Origin of the sequence: Niastella caeni (assembly GCF_004834005.1) — a bacterium.
In the GTDB taxonomy this organism is placed as follows: domain Bacteria; phylum Bacteroidota; class Bacteroidia; order Chitinophagales; family Chitinophagaceae; genus Niastella; species Niastella caeni.
On the sequence record NZ_STFF01000014.1, the window covers coordinates 107136 to 129734 of the forward strand.

At 45.7% G+C, this 22599-nt stretch carries 15 protein-coding genes; 13 read left to right on the plus strand and 2 right to left on the minus strand.

All coding sequences use genetic code 11. The features are described 5' to 3' along the window. Positions 1-3: 3 nt before the first annotated feature. Positions 4-1335, plus strand: a complete 1332-nt coding sequence (locus tag FAM09_RS29200) for a rhamnogalacturonan acetylesterase (RefSeq protein ID WP_136580706.1) — start codon at positions 4-6, stop codon at positions 1333-1335. Between the two features lie 486 nt (positions 1336-1821). Beyond that, on the plus strand, positions 1822-4623 hold the full coding sequence (locus FAM09_RS29205) for a family 78 glycoside hydrolase catalytic domain (RefSeq protein WP_136580707.1): 2802 nt from the start codon (positions 1822-1824) through the stop codon (positions 4621-4623). Between the two features lie 103 nt (positions 4624-4726). Here FAM09_RS29205 and FAM09_RS29210 read toward each other — a convergent pair whose 3' ends face one another. Next, on the minus strand, positions 4727-5362 hold the full coding sequence (locus FAM09_RS29210; RefSeq protein ID WP_136580708.1) for a nucleotidyltransferase domain-containing protein: 636 nt from the start codon (positions 5360-5362) through the stop codon (positions 4727-4729). Positions 5363-5576: 214 nt separating this feature from the next. On the opposite strand from FAM09_RS29210, the gene yiaK reads away from it, so the two are divergent. From yiaK to FAM09_RS29265, 11 genes are all read left to right on the plus strand, one after another. After that, positions 5577-6587: a 3-dehydro-L-gulonate 2-dehydrogenase gene (gene yiaK / locus FAM09_RS29215; protein WP_136580709.1), complete on the plus strand. Its 1011-nt coding sequence runs from the start codon at positions 5577-5579 to the stop codon at positions 6585-6587. A gap of 133 nt (positions 6588-6720) precedes the next feature. Further along, complete coding sequence (locus FAM09_RS29220) at positions 6721-7167, plus strand: hypothetical protein (protein WP_136580710.1); 447 nt, start codon at positions 6721-6723, stop codon at positions 7165-7167. 41 nt (positions 7168-7208) lie between these two features. Further along, a complete protein-coding gene (locus FAM09_RS29225) occupies positions 7209-7517 on the plus strand; it encodes a hypothetical protein (RefSeq protein WP_136580711.1) in 309 nt (102 codons plus the stop codon). Positions 7518-7611: 94 nt separating this feature from the next. Beyond that, on the plus strand, positions 7612-8541 hold the full coding sequence (locus FAM09_RS29230) for a glycoside hydrolase family 43 protein (RefSeq protein ID WP_136580712.1): 930 nt from the start codon (positions 7612-7614) through the stop codon (positions 8539-8541). A gap of 239 nt (positions 8542-8780) precedes the next feature. Then, entirely contained in the window at positions 8781-10268 is a 1488-nt protein-coding gene (locus FAM09_RS29235; RefSeq protein WP_243751805.1) for a glycoside hydrolase family 28 protein, read from the plus strand. 138 nt (positions 10269-10406) lie between these two features. Further along, positions 10407-12290, plus strand: a complete 1884-nt coding sequence (locus tag FAM09_RS29240) for a rhamnogalacturonan lyase (protein ID WP_136580713.1) — start codon at positions 10407-10409, stop codon at positions 12288-12290. A gap of 1 nt (position 12291) precedes the next feature. Next, positions 12292-13092 carry a rhamnogalacturonan acetylesterase gene (locus FAM09_RS29245; RefSeq protein ID WP_243751806.1) on the plus strand — a complete coding sequence of 267 codons (801 nt, stop codon included), beginning with the start codon at positions 12292-12294 and terminating at the stop codon, positions 13090-13092. Continuing rightward, positions 13092-15989, plus strand: a complete 2898-nt coding sequence (locus tag FAM09_RS29250; protein ID WP_136580715.1) for an exo-beta-1,4-galactosidase — start codon at positions 13092-13094, stop codon at positions 15987-15989. Before FAM09_RS29245 ends, FAM09_RS29250 begins: the two co-directional genes overlap by 1 nt. A gap of 164 nt (positions 15990-16153) precedes the next feature. After that, on the plus strand, positions 16154-17296 hold the full coding sequence (locus FAM09_RS29255) for a glycoside hydrolase family 88/105 protein (RefSeq protein WP_136580716.1): 1143 nt from the start codon (positions 16154-16156) through the stop codon (positions 17294-17296). Between the two features lie 86 nt (positions 17297-17382). After that, a complete protein-coding gene (locus tag FAM09_RS29260; protein WP_208025678.1) occupies positions 17383-19824 on the plus strand; it encodes a glycoside hydrolase family 31 protein in 2442 nt (813 codons plus the stop codon). 241 nt (positions 19825-20065) lie between these two features. Further along, a complete protein-coding gene (locus FAM09_RS29265) occupies positions 20066-20563 on the plus strand; it encodes a MauE/DoxX family redox-associated membrane protein (protein ID WP_136580717.1) in 498 nt (165 codons plus the stop codon). Positions 20564-20763: 200 nt separating this feature from the next. On the opposite strand, the gene FAM09_RS29270 is transcribed toward FAM09_RS29265, so the two are convergent. Then, on the minus strand, positions 20764-22512 hold the full coding sequence (locus FAM09_RS29270) for a sodium:solute symporter family transporter (RefSeq protein WP_136580718.1): 1749 nt from the start codon (positions 22510-22512) through the stop codon (positions 20764-20766). Positions 22513-22599 lie beyond the last annotated feature (87 nt).

Sequence of the window (22599 nt, forward strand, 5' to 3'; positions counted from 1 at the left end):
GCTATGAAATTGATAGGTGTCTCACTATTGCTGATTACAACTATAATTGCTAAATCCCAAACCACAAGCTACAAATTCGACTTTGGTATTAACAAAGCAGCCAAAGGGTATATCGCCGTTACACCAACTACTACCTTCTCATACAAGACCGGTTATGGTTTCGATCAGGGATCGGAAGTACAAGCTATCGATAGGGGCGGCAACGCATTGACCGGTGATTACATTACCAGCTCAAAGCCTTTTTATTTCTCTGTAAAATTGCCCGACGGTAATTATGATGTAAAAGTAATGCTGGGCGATACCAAAGGAAATTCAGCTACCACCGTTCGTGCAGAATGCAGACGTTTGATGCTGGAAAACATTCGCACAGACTTTGGTAAACTGGTTACAAAAACTTTTACAGTTCATGTAAAAGACAGCATGATCCGCGATGCGAAACAGGCTGTGATCAGTAATGTGAAGCTGAAACCACGTGAAGGCAGTTACCTGCATTGGGACAACCTGCTTACACTTGAATTCAACGACTCAGTGCCTAAAGTATGTGCGGTAGAGATAACACCAAATAAAAAAGCAACGACCATCTTTCTGGCAGGGAACTCAACGGTTGTTGATCAAAGCCGCGAACCCTGGGCGGCGTGGGGGCAAATGATCCCGCGTTTTTTTGAACCCGGAACTATTGCCGTTGCCAATTATGCCGAATCGGGTGAAACGATGAAAGCCTTTGCAAGGGAGCGTCGCCTTGAGAAAATATTTAGCTTGTCGAAACCCGGTGATTATTTATTTATCGAATTCACGCACAATGATCAGAAACCTGGCGGCAATCATTTAGACCCGTTCACAACGTATAAACAAACCATCAAAGAATGGGTTGCCGGGGCCCGCAAAAGAGGCATGACGCCGGTGCTGGTGACCTCTATGCATCGGCGGAACTTTGATTCAACCGGGCATATTATAAATACACTGGCCGATTATCCGGAAGCTATGCGGCAAACGGCGGCTGAAGAAAAAGTAGCGTTGATAGATCTGAACGCCATGAGTAAAACATTATTCGAAGCCTGGGGACCGGAGCAATCGCTCAGGGCTTTTGTGCATTATGCTGCCAATACGTTTCCCGGTCAGGACAAGGCATTGGCCGATAACACGCATTTCAGCCCGTATGGCGCGTATGAGCTGGCGCGATGTGTTGTAAAAGGAATGGCTGAAGCCAGGTTGCCTATTGCAAAATACCTGGTGAAAGAAAAGATCGCGTTTGATCCGGCGCATCCCGATGCTGTAGAAAGTTTTTATTGGCCATTGAGCAGCTTTGTAACTGCTGTGAAACCGGATGGAAATTAGGGGAGTAAAGAGAATGAAAAATGAAGAATGAAAAATAAGAAATGAGAAAGTGAAATCCATTGCCGAATAGAGAACAGAAAGTACAAGTGAGTGACACAACAGGCGGCGATAGTAGTACCGTAAGCCGGCAAATAACCAATATGCAATAAGCAATAAATAATAGGGAACAATTGGCATCTGGAAACTAAATGGTAACCGGCAATTGGTTTCACGTTTGCCGTTTCACGTTTCACGATTCATCCCGATAGCTATGGGGACCGATTCACGACCTATTTGCCGTTTCCCATTTTTCTTCTTACTTTGACCTCGCCCAGCGGGGAACAGTCCCCAACATTATTCCCCTGATATTATTACTATAGGTGTATTCGTATATTTACGAATGCCAATTTTGCTTTAATATAATAATGGTTAACTTATAGCGTTTTCTGTAGAGGATTTCGCAATTAGTCCATAAAACAAAATCCGTTCAATATCTTATAAGGCATTATGAAAAAAAGTACACTCATCACCTCTTTCTTAGTGTTGGTTGGTATAGTACCCGTTTTCTCACAAACTGCAAAACCCGTCGTGGTAAATCCGCGTGTTGAAAACCTTACCAATCCAGCAGGTATTGAAACACTGCAACCCCGGTTAAGCTGGCAAATAACAAGTACTGGAAGAAGCGTTATGCAAACCCGGTATCGCATCCTGGTGGCCGACGACCCGTCGAAACTAACGTTGGCTACGGGTAATATGTGGGACACAAAGGAAGTGAACAGCGAACAGTCGCTGTGGGTACCTTATGCCGGCAAACCCCTGCAGGCTGGCCAAACCTATTACTGGAAAGTAATGGTATGGGACAACCAGGGTGGTATGTCGGAATGGAGCAGCGATACGGCCAGGTTTCAAATGGGATTGATGCAACCCGCCGACTGGAGCAATGCACAATGGATCGGCTATGATGAACTGGATGCGGCCAAACGGTATGTACCCGGTATTCATATGCCAGGTAATAGCAAAGAATATAAGTCAATAGTTAGCGGAAATCACGTATTGCCTTTATTACGTAAAAACTTTGCTGTAAGCAAACCGGTTAAAAAAGCAACTGCTTTTATTACCGGTTTGGGACAATATGAATTGCATATCAATGGTGTTAAAGCAGGCGATCAGTTTTTATCGCCCGGCTGGACCAATTACGATAAACGCGTTTTGTATAATGTGCTGGATGTAACCAGCCAGGTAACCAATGGCAACAATGCCATTGGCGTTATGCTTGGTAATGGATTTTTCAACGTGCCCAATGAGCGTTACCGCAAAACATTGCTGGCTTATGGAAATCCAAAGCTCATTATGAAATTAGTGGTGGAATATACAGATGGCACGAAGTCGGAAGTTATTTCAGATAATAGCTGGAAAACAGCGCCAGGCCCGATCACATTTTCGAGTATCTATTCCGGTGAAGATTACAATGCCACCCTTGAACAGGATGGTTGGGATAAAGCCACTTTCAACGATGGCGCGTGGAAAGCTGCCGTAGTGGTTAAAGCGCCTGCTGGCAAGCTGGTTGCTGAAACCGGTGCCCCGGTGAAAGTGATGACCACGTTTGCGCCACAAACCTGTGCGAAGAATAGTGATACAACCGTACTGTTCGATTTTGGTCAGAATGCAAGCGGTATTATAAAAATTACTGTACGTGGACAAAAAGGGCAGGTGATCCGCATTCATCCCGCTGAACTGCTTACCCAGGAAAAAAGGGTGAACCAAAAGAACAGCGGAAAACCTTATTACTATTCTTACACCTGTAAAGGAACCGGTGATGAAGAATGGACACCCCGCTTTTCATACTATGGTTTCCGCTACGCAGAAGTTTCGTATGCTGCACCGGATACTATTAAAGGGAAAAAGCTGACGGCTGTAATTACTGATATAAAGATGTTGCATACACGCAATGCTGCACAGCAGATCGGTAAGTTCGAATGCCGGGATGATCTGTACAATGAAACCTATGCACTGATCGATTGGGCCATTAAAAGCAATATGCAAAGCGTGCTGAGTGATTGTCCGCACCGCGAGAAGTTAGGTTGGTTGGAACAAACGTACCTGATGGGCGAATCGATCCATTTCAATTATGATATTTACGCCTTGTATAAAAAGATCGTAGCCGATATGATGGCCGATCAGGTGGCAGATGGACTGGTGCCTGCCATTGCACCCGAGTATGTGCTGTTTGATAAAGACACAAAAGACTTCCGCGATTCACCGGAGTGGGGTAGTGCTTCGGTAATTCTACCCTGGCTTATTTACCAATGGTATGGCGACAAAACCGTCATGCAGGAAGCCTGGCCCATGATGACGAAATATGCGGCTTACCTGAAAAGCAAATCCAATGGAAATATCCTGTCGCACGGTTTGGGCGACTGGTACGACCTGGGACCGAATCCGCCCGGATTGTCGCAGTTAACACCAAAAGAGCTCACCGCTACAGCAATCTATTATTATGATCTCACTTTGCTATCGAAGATGGCGAAGATGTTAGGAAAAGGAGCGGAAGAAAATCAGTATGCATCTCAGGCTGCCGAAGTTAAAAAAGCCTTCAATGCCAAATTCTATAATGCAGGTTCTAAAAAATATGCAACTGGCAGTCAAACGGCAATGACCATGCCTTTGGCTGTAGGACTGGTAGAAGATGCCAATAAAGCAGGCATAATTGATGCCTTGAAAACCGACATCATTGCCAATGAGAGCGCGCTGACAGCCGGCGATATTGGCTTTCACTTCCTTGTAGACGGGTTGACAAAGAACGGTAATGCACAAATGATATATGATATGACCAGTGATCGAAAGACGCCGGGTTATGGTTTTCAGTTAGACAAAGGCGCCACTGCATTGACCGAATCATGGGCTGCGTTGCCAGAAGTATCGAACAACCACCTGATGCTGGGGCACCTGATGCAATGGTTCTTCGACGGGGCCGGTGGTATTAAACAGGAAGATACCTCTGTTGCCTATAAGAATTTCATCATTGCACCCGAGCCGATCCTGGGATTGGATAAAGGAAATGTTTACTTTAATTCGCCCTACGGAAGAATTTATTCTGAGTGGGACCACCAGTACTCATTCCACGTATTTACCATACAGATCCCTGTAAATACAACGGCTACCGTTTACCTGCCCACACCGCCTAACAAGACCATTTTGGAAAGCAATACGCCATTGGCGATGCACCGCGAAATAAAACCGCTGGGTTATATGAATGGACGGCAGGTGTTCAAACTGGGATCGGGGAAGTATAAGTTTATTATAAGATAAGCTGCAAGCGAAGGCAAGAAAAGAAATTTTAATTAATATAAAGCGTTCCGGTTAGCCGGGACGCTTTTTTTTTGTGGCTATAAAAAAACTAACCGATAATCAATTACTTTATCGGCAACAGATCCTTTTCTATTCGTTTTCTCAATGTTTCATAATCCTGTTCGGTGTGCCATTTGGCTTTTTGTGCAACCAAAATATTTACGCGTGTGCCTTGTTGTATGGTAACTTTGAACAATTTTTCCTGCAGTTCCCATTTGCGTGTTTTCGGATAATTATTGGAGGTAAGAATTAGGATGTCCCAGTCGCTTTGCGCGTCATAAGCGCCTTTTGCGCGGTTGCCGAAGAGCATTAATTCGGCGTCGGGGATCTCAGTGGTTATTATGGCTTTTAAAGTGGCCAACGTTTTTTTATCGAGTATTTCCTGTTCGGTTTCTTCAAATATAGACCCATACCCATCTGTAAGCAGGAATTTTTTTACAATAGCCCGGAATACTTTATTAGGCGGCACTTGCAGCAATTCGCAGGCACGCTGCTTTAGCCTGGGGTCTGCGGTAATTTTTTTGGCGGATATGATGGCAAATTGCATTCGTTCGTTAGCGTCCTTTTGTTTTTGGGAAAGCTTCCTGCCACTCATATCTGGTACAGCAGTTACTACAGTTTTATCCTTGTACTGCTTTACGACCAGGTTCTTCAACTTTCCTGAGACGCCGGTTAATAAAGGGTTACCTGTTACGATCATGGCTTGTTAGTTTTAATAGAATATAAGCAAAAATCATTATATAATCATCGAAAATCCATGATTATTCCATTTATCCTTCATTATTTAATGGAAGATGAATGGAGAATGAATGGAGAAATAATGGGAATATAATGATAAAATAATGATGGTATACACCCTGAACCTTACAAGGTAAAAGAATTCCTGGCCTATAAATTATCCGTATTTTGTAAGCATGTTGAACCCAACCATTGTTGTGCCGGCTGCGGACATGCAGCAACTTTTCAATTCCATTTTATTAAAGCAAGGTTTTACGGCCGAGCGCGCGCTGGCCTGCGCCGAGCTGTTTACCAATAACAGTATCGACGGCGTATATACCCATGGCGTTAACCGCTTTCCCCGGTTTATAGAATATATTCAGAAAGGATACATCGATATCCATGCAACCCCTTCTTTAAAGCACCAGTGGGGTGGGGTACAGCAATGGGATGGCAACCTGGGACCGGGTCCGCTGAATGCCATACATGCCACGAACAGCGTTATGCAACTGGCGCAACAGCATGGCATCGGTTGTGTAGCGCTCGCCAATACCAACCACTGGATGCGCGGGGGAAGTTATGGCTGGCAGGCGGCCAAAGCAGGTTTTGCATTTATCGGCTGGACTAACACCACCAACCTGATGCCTGCCTGGGGAGCGGTGGACAATAAGCTCGGGAATAATCCACTGGTAATGGCATTGCCGTATGAGCAGGAAGCCATTGTGCTGGATATGGCTATGTCGCAATATTCGTTTGGCGCCCTGGAGCTGGCCGATATGAAACAGGAACAGTTACCGGTATACGGTGGGTTCGATATCAAGGGTCAGCTCACGACCGATCCCGGCGCCATTCGCGCCTCCCGCCGGCCTTTGCCTATCGGTTACTGGAAAGGCGCCGGATTGGCCTTGTTGCTGGATATACTGGCGGCGGTTCTTTCGGGCGGATTATCGGTTCATGAAGTGGCAAAACAGCAATCAGAAATGTCGGTCTCACAGGTATTCATTGCCATTGATATCAACAAGCTGGGCAATCATTCGGCAATAGCGCAGGTGGTTCAAAATATCATTGCAGATTATCATCGATCAATACCAGAAAACAACAGGTCCATCACGTTTCCCGGCGAACGGGTAATGCAAACGCGGCAGCGAAACCTGCAACACGGTATACCGGTGGTAAAGGAAGTTTGGGAGCAGGTGAAGGGATTGTAAGCTGAATATTTTTGTCGTATTCGCTGCATGCCTTTGCAACAAGTTTTCCCCATTGTCATGAACAGGAACAATATTTGGTTTTATATTAAATCACGGATGGTGTGATATTAATTTAAAATTTAATTTAATCGCTATGAAACCTTACCAGTTTCTTCCGTTGTTGTTAAGCGCTTTGTTTGCCTGTGGCAGAAGTGATAAAAAGCAGGCGCCGATGCCCATTCAGGCCCCGCCCACCATCGCAACGATCAATAACATTCCCGGCGCAGAATCATTCGACAGCTTCAATACGCAATTTCATTCCGATTCCAGCTTCCAGCTTACAAGAATTCCCTTCCCCATAGATGGACAATGTGTTAACGACCTGGAGAATACCAGATGGTCAAAAAAGAACTGGGAGTTTTTAAAAACACCGGTCAGTCTTACCCCCGATACAACAGAATGCAGGCATAGCCTTACCATGACCGATTCAATGGTCACTGAAAAATTCTGGATCGATCAGAGTGGCTTCAAAGTAGAGCGCCGGTTCAAGCTCAAAAATGGCAAGTGGTTCCTGGTGTATTACGACGACATTAACATGTAGCTATTCAACCATTATTTTATAACCTGTCACATCTTCCTCCCATGCGAAACAATTGGCCTTATTTTATCGTAGCGTCTTTTCTCAATACCTTATTGGTAACCGGAGCTTTCATCGAATTCAAATTACGCGGTATTGCCGTTATTGACCAGCAACCAGGTTCTGTATGGCGCGATATCGATCCCTTTCAGTTTGCTTCCTGTATGTTTGTACTGAGCTTCCTGGTAATAGTAGCCATTATTGGTATAAAAGACCTCGTTACCAGGATCATTTCCAAGCTGCATTCCTTTAATGAAAGTCTGGCTACTACGCAGCCAACAGCTAGTCAATTTGCAATTGACAATGGGCAATAAAGCAAGTAAAGACAATTAGTTAGTAAGTTATTAAGTTTGTAAGTTAATAGGTTAAGAACTCAAGAACTAAATAACTCAATAACTAACTAACATAATGAAAATATCTTGTTGGTTTCTCCTCCTCGTGGCCCAGTTCTCCATCGCCACTGCACAAAATAAAAAATCCATATATCTTTTTTCCTATTTCAAAGGCAATGGTGAAGATGGTCTGCACCTCGCGTACAGTACCGATGGCTTACAATGGCAGCCATTGAATAATGACAGTTCCTTTTTAACACCAACTGCCGGAAAAGACAAGTTAATGCGCGACCCATGCATCATTCGCGGAGCCGATGGCTTGTTCCATATGGTTTGGACGGTAAGCTGGAATGAACGCACCATCGGCTACGCCAACTCAAAGGACCTGGTGCATTGGAGCGAACAACAGGCCATCCCGGTGATGGAGCATGAACCAACCGCACTCAACTGCTGGGCGCCTGAGATCTTTTATGATGCCGATACAAAGCAATATATGATCTATTGGGCCACTACCATTCCCGGGCGTTTTCCCAAGGGCGATTCTACCGGCGACAACAAATACAACCACCGCTTATATTATGTAACTACCAAAGACTTTACCACCTTCAGTAAAGCCGCTGTTTTGTACGACCAGGGCTTTAATGTCATTGATGCCACCATTCAGAAAAGTGATAAGCAGTACGTGATGTTCCTGAAAGATGAAACGCGCTATCCGCCGCAGAAGAATTTGCGCATTGCCTACAGCGACTCCTTAACGGCAGGCTACGGCACGCCTTCCAGCCCCATTACCGGTCAATATTGGGCAGAAGGGCCCACCGTATTAAAACAGGGCGACCAGTGGATCGTATATTTTGATAAGTACACTCAACACCAATACGGGGCCATTACCTCAAACGACCTGGTTAACTGGACGGAGATCTCAGATAAACTGGTGATGCCGAAAGGAATTCGCCATGGAACGGTATTAACAATTACTAAGAAAGAATTGCGTAAGTTACTTAGATAGTGGTCTTAACAATAAGTTTATGGTTTATTGTTTGTTGTTTATGGCTGCTGGCGCGCTTTGAGCCTGCTGACTGGGCATATGAGTTTCGCCCTAATGAACCACAAACCATAAACCACAAACCACAAACTGAACTTTATAGCTCAAAAGCAACAATTAAGAACATAAGGGGCTCAGGATGCAACAGGATAGTGGGCGACCCGTTTCACCTAATTTTACAAGCCTTAATGGTTGCGTAGCTCATGATGAAACGGTTGACTTTACTGAAATTTGCCATATTGGCCTGTATCGCCTGTAATATTGTGATTCCCGCAATCGGTCAGCCGGTTGCCAAACAAGACAAATTACTGCCGGGCAACAAAGAACCTGCCTGGATTAAGCAAACAGGCGCCCGTAAATTCCCTTCCTCCAAAAAGAAATTCTCCGTTGATCAGTTCGGGGCCATACCCGATGGACAAACGCTGTGCACGAAAGCCATCCAGGCTGCCATTGATGCCTGTGCCAAAGCGGGCGGTGGTATCGTGGTGTTTGCCCCCGGCAGCTATGTAACCGGTGCGCTTTTTTTGAAAAGCAATGTGCAGTTGCAGATCGATAAAGAGGTTGTGCTGCTCGGCAGCCAGGACTTTGCCGATTACCCCGAGATCAATACCCGTATTGCAGGTATTGAAACGCAATGGCCAGCGGCGCTCATTAACGTCATCAATCAAACCAATGCGGCCATCACCGGCAGTGGAACCATTGATGCCCGTGGTAAATTCTGCTGGGATAAATACTGGGCCATGCGCAAGGAATATGAGCCCAAAGGCTTGCGCTGGATTGTTGATTACGATTCCAAACGCGTACGCACCATTCTCGTACAAAATGCAACAGATATTTCTATTAAAGGAATTACTATTAAGAATGCCGGCTTCTGGACAGTGCAATTGCTGTATTCATCGCATCTTACCGTGGATGGAATTGTTATTCGCAACAATGAAGATGGAAAAGGTCCGAGTACCGATGGGGTAGATGTAGATTCTTCTTCATGGGTGCTGATCGAGAACTGTGACATCGATTGCAATGATGACGATTTCTGTTTAAAAGCCGGCCGCGATTGGGATGGACTACGGGTGAACAAGCCGACAGAGTATGTGGTAATTCGCAATTGTTTGGCCCGTAAAGGGAGCGGCTTATTAACCCTGGGTAGCGAAACTTCGGGCGGCATTCGCCACGTGTATGCTTATAATTTATATGGTAAAGGCACCAGTAATGGATTACTTATAAAGTCGGCTACCACCCGGGGAGGAACCATAGAAGATATACATTTCCGCAACATACAAATGGATAGTGTAGGCACCGCCTTCTCATTTACCATGAACTGGAACCCTGCCTACAGTTATTCTTCTTTACCGGCAGGATACAACTATGATTCATTACCGAAGCACTGGAAAGTATTGCTTACCAAAGTAGAACCGGTTGAAAAAGGCATTCCACATTTCAGGCAGGTATATATCTCTGATATAAAAGCAGTGGGGGTGAAAAGGGTGGTAACTGCAACAGGATTAAAAGAATCTTTGTTACAGGATTTCCATTTTAACAATGTGCAGGTGCAGGGAAATACAGCAGGTTCGGTAAATTATGGCGGCGGCTGGGTCTTTAAAAATGTATCTATAAAAGGCGCGGATGGTGAGAAACTGCTGGTGAATAATTCGAATGGCATGCAACTGGAAGAAATGAAGAATGAAAAGTAAGGAATGAAAAATGAAAAAGTGAAGCCTGCGCAACGGCCAGGAGATAAATGCAGGGTCCACAATTGGGATATTTGAAAAATTGCGGCCATGTGGAACGAGTGAACCACAAACCATAAACTACAAACCATAAACTGAAAGATGCTTCGCCCATATAAAATATTATTTCTCCTGCTATTAATGTTGCCAATAGCCACTTTTTCTCAACGGCAAATGGAATTTCTCAACAGGGGTATTGTTGCTTCGCCCGATGGAAAAGGAAATATGTTTGTGAGTTGGCGATTGCTGGCGACAGATAAAGAAAATATTGCCTTTAATTTATACCGTTCGGCCAATAATGCCAAAGCTGTTAAATTAAATACAACGCCCATCACTGCAGTTACTTCATGGCTCGATGAAAAAACAGATTCTACTCAATCATATACATACCAGGTTGCAGCCATAGTAAATGGCAAAGAAATTACAGATGCCCGCATCTGTACAGTGAAGGCCGCTGCACCAGGTTATATTTCCATTCCTTTAAGAACGCCGGCAGGTTATACGCCCAATGATGCCAGCGTAGGCGACCTGGATGGCGATGGTACATACGAGATCATCTTACACCAGGCAGGCAAGGGCCATGATAATTCACATCATGGTATAACCGATCCGCCCGTCTTCCAGGCGTATACATTAGATGGTACTTTCCTGTGGCAGATAAACCTTGGTAAAAACATTCGCGAGGGCGCGCATTATACCCAGTTCATGGTGTATGACCTCGATGGCGATGGTAAAGCCGAAATAGCTATGAAAACGGCGGATGGCACCATCGATGGACAGGGAAAAGTAATAGGTGATTCCACAAAAGATTATCGCAATAAACAGGGCCGCATTTTAGAAGGCCCTGAATTTCTGACCATATTTGATGGTCAAACGGGTGCTGCTGTGTTCACTACTGAATATGTTCCCTTACGTGGCCGTATAAACGGTTGGGGAATTGGAAGGACCGATAATTATGGCAACCGTGTCGACAGGTTCCTGGCTTGCGTTGCTTACCTCGATGGCGTACATCCCAGTTTGGTGATGTGCCGCGGATATTATGGTCGCAGTGTGCTGGCCGCCTGGGACTATAAAGACAAAAAACTAACCCAACGCTGGGTGTTTGATACAGAAAAAGGCTATCCTGCCTTTGCCGGGCAGGGCAATCATAATTTATCGGTATCAGATGTTGATGGCGATGGCAGAGATGAAATTGTATACGGACAAATGACTGTTGATGATAATGGCAAAGGATTGTATACTACTGGCATTGGTCATGCCGATGCACTGCATGTATCTGACCTCGATCCTGAACGACCCGGACTGGAAGTGTTTGGTACGCAGGAGCGTTTTGGTGATGCCGGCGCTAATTTCCGGGATGCCAAAACAGGCGACGTGATCTGGAAGAAGCCATCTATTGCGGCCGGTGAAGATGGCGAAGGCCCTGGCCGTGCGCTGGCGTTGGATATAGATCCCCGTTATAAAGGGTATGAATGTTGGGTAGCAGGCGCGGGCATTACCGGCTTGTTCGATTGCAAGGGAAATCAGATCGCTGAAAAAACGCCTGCATGTAATATGGGGATTTTCTGGGATGGCGATGTGTTGAGTGAGATCCTCTCCGGTTCATTCGTTGGTAAATGGGATTATGCAACCAGCAGTACCCGTAAAATGTTTGATGCAAGAGATTTTGATTGTATGCATAACAATGGCACCAAGGCCAATCCTTGCTTGTCTGCTGATATATTGGGCGACTGGCGCGAAGAAATTATTTATCGTACCAGAGATAATCAGCAGCTCCGCATTTTTACAACCACTATTCCCACTACGTATAAGTTTTATACCTTAATGCAGGATCCGCAATACCGGCTCAGCATTGTATGGCAGAATGTTGCTTATAATCAACCGCCGCATACAGGTTTTTATATGGGCGAGGGAATGAACCCTCCGCCTCATCCGTCAATCACTATCATTGAACCCCGTAATAACGACAATGCAAAAAATAAATAGCATGGCTACCAACAATAAGCGCAGGAAATTGATCCGTTCATTCGTCACCGGCGGATTGCTCGTTCTTTTAACTTCTTTTATTTTATTGACAGCACCCAGGCCAACCTTATACATTATTGGCGACTCCACCGTGAAGAATGGTGATGGGAGAGGTGGAAAAGATATGTGGGGTTGGGGAAGCTTTATGGCCGATCGTTTTGATACCACCCGCATCCAGGTGCAAAACCATGCTATCGGTGGCCGAAGCAGTCGCACCTTTATTACAGAAGGCCGTTGGGACCGCATTCTGGAGCAATTGAAACCCGGCGACTTTGTGATCATGCAGTTTGGGCACAATGATGCGGGGCCGCTCGATGATACTGCGCGGGCAAGAGGCACCATAAAAGGAATTGGTGAAGACAGCACTGCTATTTATAATCCAATTCGTAAAGTGAATGAGGTAGTGCATACCTACGGCTGGTATATGCGAAAATATATAAATGAGGCAAAAGCCAAAGGGGCTATTCCCATTGTATGTTCACCTGTGCCGAGGAATAATTTCAAGAATGGGAAAACAGAGCGGGCAAATGGCAGCTATGGCAAGTGGGCCGGGGAAGTAGCCAAAGCAGGTGATGCGTTCTTCATTCCGTTAAACGATCTTATTGCCGATCAGTACGACGCGCTGGGCGCTGATTCGGTAAAGCATTTCTTCCCTGTAGATCATACCCATCCCAATAAAAACGGATCTACGTTGAATGCCGATCTGGTGGTAAAAGGGATCAAAGAATTGAAAAAATGCGAGCTTAAAAAATTCCTGAAGTAATGCCGATAATACAAAAGCTTGCCTGTACACTGATTATAATCACAGCATGGGTAAATGCCGCTGTTGCGCAATCGGTTTCCCTGGCCGGCAAATGGCAGTTCCAGATCGACCGGAACGATGTGGGTATAAAGGAGCAGTGGTTCAATAAAAAGCTGGAAGATAATATTCAGCTACCCGGTTCCATGCTCACCAATGGCAAAGGCGATGACGTGACTGTGCAAACAAAATGGACCGGCAGCATTTACGATAGTAGTTGGTTTTTCAATCCGCGCATGGAGAAATACCGGCAACCCGGCAACCTGAAATTTCCTTTCTGGCTCACCCCGGCAAAGTATTATGTGGGAGCTGCCTGGTACCAGAAAGAAGTAACCATTCCCGCCAACTGGGGGGGCAAACACATTGAGTTGTTCCTGGAACGATGCCATACCGAAACCACTGTTTGGATAGACGGGAAAGAAGCAGGAATGCAGAACAGTCTCGTAGCGCCGCATGTATATGATCTTACAAAATTGTGTGATCCCGGGGATCATGTGATTACCATCCGGGTCGATAACCGCATTAAAGCGATCAATGTAGGTCCTGATTCGCATAGCTTAACCGATCATACCCAGGGTAACTGGAATGGTATCATTGGAAAAATAGCATTGAATGCAACACCGATGGTGCATATTGAAAATGTTCAGGTGTATCCTGATGTGCCCAACAACCAGGCGATAGTGGAAGTAAAAGTAAAGGGATATCAGGCTGGTAACGCTAAAGTAACGCTGACCGCTTTATGTTTTAACACGAAAAAGGTCCACCGCGTGCCCATCGTAACCGGAATAGTTCCATTGAATAAGGATACATCCACTTCGCAACAGTTTACGTTGCCCATGACTGAATTTGTTCAATTATGGGATGAGTTCAATCCGGCTTTATATCAACTGAAGGTTTCCCTGCAAGCGCCCAATGGTGAGAAACACCAAAAAGTAGTGACGTTTGGAATGCGGTCATTCAAGATCGTTGGTACCGGCTTTACCATCAATGACCACCCGGTATTCTTACGTGGCACCGTTAATAATTGTGAGTTCCCGTTGACCGGTTTTCCGCCTATGGATGAAGCCGGCTGGATCCAACAGTTCAAAACGGCCAAAGCACATGGCCTGAACCATATGCGGTTCCATAGCTGGTGCCCGCCCGAAGCGGCATTCATCGCGGCTGATAAAACAGGGTTCTACCTGCAACCCGAAGGACCGGGTTGGGTGAACCATGGCACCTCATTAGGTGATGGCCGTCCGGTTGATAAGTACATGTATGATGAAACCAACCGCATGGCCAACTGGTATGGCAATTATGCTTCGTTCTGTATGGAAGCGCCCGGTGGTAATGAACCGGCAGGCCGCAACCAGGTAAAATTCCTCACTGATTTTATTCACTACTGGCAGTCGAAAGATAAGCGGCGCGTATATACCGGGGCGTCAGTGGGCAATAGCTGGCCCCTGGTGCCTGAAAACGAATATATGGTAAAGGCCGGTGCGCGTGGATTGAGTTGGGTGAACGCCCGTCCGGAAAGTGATTCGGACTATCATAACACCGTTCAGAAATTCAATGTGCCCTACGTGGTGCATGAGATGGGACAGTGGTGCGCGTTCCCTGATTTTAACGAGATCACCCGGTTCAACGGTGTATATAAAGAAAAGAATTTCGAATTGTTCAGCGAATTGCTGGCCGACCACGGCATGTCTCACCAGGCAAAACAGTTTCTGATGGCCAGTGGCAAACTGCAGGTGCTGTGTTATAAGAATGAAATTGAAAAAGCCATGCGCACCAAAGGATTGGCCGGCTTTCAATTGCTGGGCTTGCAGGATTTTCCAGGTCAGGGTACGGCGTTAGTTGGGATGTTGAATGCCTTATGGCAAAATAAACCGTATGCAACGCCGCAGGAAATAAAGCGCTTTTGTAATGCGGTGGTGCCGCTTATTCGAACATCTGAATTTGTTTACACCAGTAATCAACTATTGTCGGCGCAGATAGAGTTGTTCAATTATGGAAGCAGTGTATTGAAAGATGCATTGATCAACTGGGTGTTAAAAGACAGCACAGGTAAAGTGATCACAAAAGGAAGGTTTGATAAGAAGGATTACGCAATAGGAAACTGCGTGCCGGTTGGCAGTATTGCTTATCCATTATCAGGAATAAAAACGCCTATGCGCCTGAACCTGGATATATCTATAGCCGGTACCTCTTACGGCAATGACTGGAATATTTGGGTATTCCCGCCTGCTGTACCGGAAATCGCGACCAGCAGCGAAGTATATTATTGCGATACGCTGGATGAAAAAGCGGCTTCTCTGTTGCAAAGCGGTGGTACGGTGTTTTTACAGGCCGCGGGAAAGATCGTAAAAGGAAAAGAAATTGTAAATTACTTTACTCCTGTATTCTGGAATACCAGTTGGTTCAAAATGCGCCCGCCCCATACCTTAGGTGTTTTATGTGATCCCAACCATCCGGCCTTTGCTGATTTTCCCGCAACCTACCATAGCGATCTGCAATGGTGGGATGTAGTGAATAAAGCACAGGTCATGCACCTGGAAGATTTCCCGAAAGAGTTCAAGCCGGTTTTACAGCCGATCGATACCTGGTTTTTAAACCGCAAGCTTGCGTTGTTACTGGAAGCCAGAGTGGGGAAGGGCAAACTGTTATTGTGCAGTGTTGATCTGAAGAACGATCTGGCCAACCGCCCCGCTGCGCGGCAATTGTTGTTCAGTTTACAGCGCTATTTACAATCCAAATCGTTTGATCCAAAAGCAACGATCGAATTGTCGGCTGTACAGGCCCTGTTCACGCAGCCCTCCCGTGAAACCTGGGATGGGCATACGAAAGACAGTCCGGATGAGCTGAAGCCGAAATTGAATTAATCCTTCGACTCCGCTCAGGACTCGACTCCGCTCAGGACTCGACTCCGCTCAGGAATCGACTCCACTCAGGACTCGACTCCGCCCAGGACTCGTTTTCACAACCCTGAGCGTAGCCGAAGTGTCGAAACGCTGCATTAAATAAGTAATTCGCTAATCAGGTAATTATGTCATATAAAATGAAATTGTTGTTAGCTGGTGCATTGATGTTGGCGACTGCGTTACAGGCGCAAAAAGCGCCTTCAAAGAAAAGCGTATTGAAAGTAATGCGGTTGACCAACCAGTATTTCATGAACAAATGGCCTGACCCCGGAAAAAGCATTATCACCAATAGAGAACGGCCCAGTAACATCTGGACCCGCGCCGTGTATTACGAAGGGTTGATGGCCTTGTATGCTATTGATAAGAAGAAGGAATACCTTGATTATGCCATTGACTGGGGCACAAAGCATAAATGGGGCCTGCGCGATGGTATTCAAACCCGTAATGCAGATAACCAGTGCTGTGGTCAAACTTACATTGACCTGTACCTGATGGATAAAAAAGAAGAACGCATCAAAGACATAAAAGCGTCTATTGATTTAATGAAAGGTACAGAGAAAGTGGATGACTGGAACTGGATCGATGCTTTGCAAATGGCTATGCCGGTATTTGTACGCCTGGGAGTAATTTATAATGATACCAGCTATTTCAGCCGTATGTATGAAATGTATGCGTTCAGCAAATACAAACATGGCGAGAAGGGGTTGTACAATACCGCCGAAAAGCTGTGGTGGCGCGATAAGGATTTCGATCCGCCTTATAAAGAGCCGAACGGCGGTAATTGTTACTGGAGCCGGGGTAATGGTTGGGTAGTGGCGGCGTTGGTGCGCACTATGGAGATGCTGCCAAAAACAGATCCTCACTATAATGAATATTTGCAGGATTATAAAGACATGCTGAACGCCCTGATCCCATTGCAACGCACCGATGGTTTCTGGAATGCGAGCCTGGCCGATTCAACCAATTATGGGGGCAAGGAATTGACCGGCACCGCGCTGTTCGTGTATGGTATGGCCTGGGGCATTAATAATAATGTAATCGATGCAGCTACCTATAAACCCATTATGCTGAAAGCATGGGATGCCATGATGAAGGATTGCATTCACGCCAATGGTATGCTGGGCTATGTGCAGGGAACAGGTAAAGAGCCAAAGGATGGCCAACCGGTTACCTATGATAAGATCCCCGATTTTGAAGATTACGGACTGGGCTGTTTTTTATTGGCAGGCAGTGAGGTGTATAAATTGAAGAACAAGGAACGGTATTAAACAGTGAACTTTTGAACTATGCATATAGTCAACGATCACGCATAAAAAACCAGAAACAATAAACTATAAACCAGAAACCAAGTTGCATGATCAGGAGAATGTTGCTGGTATTGACAGGTATGGTGTTTTCATTGGTGCTCTCAGCCCAACAAAATGCAGGCAATTATCAGTCGGGTTTTAAACAGGAAGGCAATCGCTTTTATTTCACCAATACCAATAGCAGGGCGATCATTGAGTTTTGTACGCCTGCCATGTTCCGGGTAAGGGCCAGTTGGGCAGACGGTTTTGCCGCCAACGAACCCTGGATGGTTACGCAATATAATTTTCAACCGGTGGCTGTAACTGCTCAGCAGAACGCCGGTTTTTTTTTATTGACCACTTCTCAGTTGAAAGTAAAGGTGCTGCGATCACCTTTCCGCGTGGAAGTGTATAATGCAAAAGGAGAATTGTTGTCGGCCGACAACAGCCTATACAAAAATGCAGATACGATCGGCTGTGTAAAGAAGCTGGGCGCCGATGAACATTTCTTTGGCTTTGGCGAGCGGATGGATTTTCTGGATCGCCGTAAAAAGAAACTCACGCTCAATGTAGGCCGTGGTAAAGGATTGCCGCATGCCGTGGGCGCCTATAATGTGCTGGAAGCAAATTATAGTCCCATCCCGTTCTTCATGAGCAACAAAGGCTATGGTATCTTCTTTCACAATGCACATCCTACCAGGTGGGATATGGGCGCTACCGATGCCAATGCCTACCGCTTCAGTGCCGATGGGGGAGAACTGGATTATTACTTTATATATGGGCCTGCATTTCCTGCGTTGCTGATGCAGTATACTGCCCTTACCGGTCGCTCGCCTTTGTTACCCAGGTTTGCATTAGGACTGCATGTGGGCACGTACTCCGGCGGCACCTGGGGACATGAACAAAATACTTCTGATCAATACGTCATTGAATTGGCCAGGAAGCTGCGCGAAATGGGTATTCCTGCCGATCTGTTGTGGCTCGATAGCACCTGGCGCATTTTTGGCAAAACCGGCGGTAAAGGCGCTACTTCTTTTGAATGGCGAGAAACCTTTAAGGATCCTGCTGCCATGTTCGATAGTTTGTATGCGATGAACTACAGCATGGTAGGCTTGCACTTGCGGCCTCGATTTGATAATGGTAACCGGCTTCAATTGCTGGATACCGCCCAGAAATTAAAGTATACATACCCTGAAGGCAATTATGCCGGCGAGTTTGTGAACTTCTTCGACTCGAATGCCGTGAACTGGTGGTGGCAGCATGGCGTAATGCGGGTAGCTTCTATTGGCGCCAAATTCTTAAAGACCGATGAAGGCAGCGCTTTTGGCGCTTTGGCCAATGAAAGTGAAAAAACAGGTCCTCAGGGAAAAGACATATCAGCACTGCACAATGTATTTCCAATCGCGTATGCAAAAGCGCCTTTTGAAAAATTCCAGCAATTCAATCGGCTCCGTGGCCTGAACCATACTCGCGAAGGCTATGCCGGCATCCAACGCTATCCGTTCATTTTTGCGGGTGACTGGCCCAGCGAGTGGCAGTATTTTGCCCCGGTAATTGCAGCGGGTTTAAATATTGGACTTTCAGGTGTGGGCTATTGGTCGCACTGTATGGGCGGGTTTGAGCACAATGCTGATCCCGAATTGTACATCCGCTGGGTGCAGTTTGGCATGTTGAGCCCGCTCGCAATGGTGTTCGGGATGGACCATCCCGGTTATAAGGAACCCTGGAGCTATGGCAATGACGCCTTGCGTAATTTCAGGAAATACGATTCGCTACGGTATACTTTATTACCTTATCTGTATAGCAATTCATACCAACTGTACAAGACCGGCTTGCCCTTAATGCGTGCGTTGGTATTGCATTACCAGAACGATGAAAACGTTTACAATATTGCCGACCAATATTTACTGGGCGAAAACCTGCTGGTTTGTCCGGTCACTACCAAAGGCGCTCAAACAAGAACGGTTTATCTGCCTCAGGGTGACTGGTTTAATTACTGGACTGGAAAGCCGGTAGCTGGTGGTCGTTACTGGAATGTAGTAACTCCGCTGGATTCATTGCCGCTGTTTGTAAAAGCAGGTAGTATCATTCCAATACAGCCTGTTATGAATTACGTGGGTGAGAAGCCGGTAGATGCTATTACGCTGGACATATATCCCGGTGCAACAACTGAATTTGAATTGTATGAGGATGATGGCAAAAGCCTGGCATACCAGGAGGGCGAATTCACCACTACCAAAATTTCCTGCCAACTCAATAACAAAGGATTTGTTGTAACCATGAACAAGCCGGTTGGGAAATTCACCCCGCCAGCACACAACTGGTTAATAAAGTTGCATGTAAATGAGGCGCCCACCGGTATTGCCGAGAACAATAAGCCGGTTAATAAGGTAGACAATGAAAATGCATTAAATACGGCTGCCGGCTGGTATTATGACGTAGCCAGGCAGGTAGTTTATATAAGGTCTTCCGGTAATAACCGCAATGAGGTTGTTATAAAAGTCAATTAGCCCTTACTGTTTTATAAAATAGCAAAACCTGTCAGGATAAGTATAAAAAGCTTTGATTCTGACAGGTTTACTTATTTTAAATAAGACAGAATCGCATGTGCATTTTAGGTAGCTTAAAAAAATTTATCTTCTTGTTGATCCGAGTCAATAATATGATGGATAATAACAGCGTTTACAATAATTTTACGGCATAACGTTCATACATACTATTTATACCCAGTTATTAATTCCTTATCCCCCTATGATCACCAAGGCCCTTGTAAAATCAATTGCAATTGCGCTAGCCGTGCTGTTTTCTTATGCCGCTGTTGACAAGCTGGAGCATTATGCGCAGTTCAGTTTACAGTTGCAAAGATTTCCCCTAGCCATACCTGTTCTGTTTCAACAGCCATGGATAATACCGGTAGTTGAACTTCAAATAGCTTTATCACTGTTGCTGCCTTTTTCGCGTTTGAAAGGATTGTTTGCTTCGCTGTTTCTGCTGAGTTTGTACGCGATTTACCTGAGCTGTATGCTCGAAAGCCGGCTTTTGTTCACCTGCCAGTGCGGGGAGCCATTCCAGTCGCTTTCGCTCAAAGTGCACATTGTACTTACGCTTGGTTGTGTTTTTGTCACCGGGGTGGGAGTGGTGCTTTCAGGGCGGATAATGGGACCCTCGTTACGCGATTTGAAGAAATTTCCGTTCGTACGACCTTATTACGGTCAAATAGATACTTCATTAGTTAGCTCGAAGAACTAAACAGGGCCTACTAAAAAGCTGGTCACGCCTCATTTTCATGGTTATATGGTTTGATTGTTTTGATAGCCGGGCTGCGGATTTTCAGGAATTCTGCGAATATTGGTTAAGCAGATCGATCAACGATTACCCATCAGGCAAAAATAAAAAAGGCTAACCTTTGGGGTCAGCCTCTTTCGTTTTTTTCGTTTCCGTAATTGTAACTACCAGAACTTGACGTACAGGGCAGCCAGTAACATTAATGTAACTACGATCAATGCAATGGTGCGAGGCTCAAGTTTCAATAAGCTTTTATCGGTAATGAATGCTTTCGGGTTTACTTTCGGTCCGGCCAGGCTGATACCAACCATGACAGCCACAGTAATAACAAATGACCAACCCATGTTAATGAGGAATGGTATTTCTGTAACAGTGTGCACCACGCCCTTTTCCAACTTCTCATAAGTATAAGCAGTGTATAACCAGGTCTCTTTTCCGAAGATGTCAACTGCCTTACTATTGAAGAAGATAGCGAGTACAAAACCCAATACCACACCTACAATAGCTGCTGTACCGGTTGTACGTTTCCAGAACATACCCAACAGGAACATCGCGAATACACCCGGGCTAATGAAGCCGGTGTATTTTTGAATGAAGGTGAAACCACCTTCACCGCCGATACCCAGCAGGTCGTTCCAGGTAAAGAGAATGGCCAGGATCATGGCGGCCACTACCGTATAGCGGCCCATCATCACCAGTTTCTTTTCGTCGTCGTTTTTGCCGAAATACTTCTTATATATATCCAGGGTGAAAATGGTGGAGATACTGTTTGCTTTTCCTGCCAGGGAAGCTACGATGGCAGCTGTAAGCGCGGCAATGGACAATCCTTTCAGGCCAGAAGGCAAAAAGCCCAGCACGGCAGAATAAGCGCCGTCTTTTACGCCGTTGAAATTAGGCAGGGCATTGTGTTTGTGCAATACGTAAGCAGCAATACCAGGCAGCATTACGATCACCGGCATCATTAATTTCAACAGACCTGCGAAGATGAGACCGGTACGGGCTGTTTTCAGATCGGCGCCCAATGCACGCTGTGTAATGTACTGGTTGCAACCCCAATAATTGAGGTTCACGATCCACTGACCGGCAAAATACATGGCAATACCGGGTAACACCACATACTTTTGAATATCCAGGTTATGCGCATCATTGATGGTAGCTGTATTGGAGGCCGGTTTGGGTAAGATCATTTTGAAATGTTCCGGCGAATCCGACATCAGCGCTTTGAAACCCGCGATGGCGCTTTTGCCCAAGCCGAATTGTTCACTAACAACTGTTAAGGCCAGGTAAGTAGTGGCCAAACCACCCACGATCAGAACGGCCACCTGAATTACGTCGGTATAACCGATCACCTTCATACCACCCAGGGTGATCACCAGCGCAAAAACCGCCAGTCCGATCATGATGAGGTGCAAAATATTTTGAAACTCCGGCGTACCTGCGGTTGCATCGCCCACCAGACCGGTGATAGCGGTTGCGCCCAGGTAAAGAATGGAAGTAAGGTTAACGAGGATGTACAGGAATAACCAGAAAATGGCCATGATCAAAGCCACGGTTTCGTTGTAACGTGTTTTCAGGAACTGTGGCATGGTGTAAATGTGGTTCTTCAAATACACCGGCATAAACCAAACGGCAATAATTATAAGGGCTATGGCAGCGATCCATTCATAAGCTGCAACTGCAGTACCTACAAAAAAGCCTTCACCACTCATCCCAATGAACTGTTCGGCAGAAATATTGGAAGCGATCAGCGAGGCGCCGATGGCCCACCAGGTTAAAGACCCTTCGGCCAGGAAGAATGCCTTCGAATCATGTTCCGCAGTCTTTCTTTTTCTGTAAACATAGTATCCGTAACTGGCCACTAACACAAAGTAAAGAACAAAAATAATGTAGTCAACTGAAGCAAGCGTATTCATAGCGGGCTGCAATAGTTTTTAAAGAGTGAATGAATGTTGGTTGTTTAGCGATTTTCGAGCTGTTATTTGCGAAAACTTCACCAATTT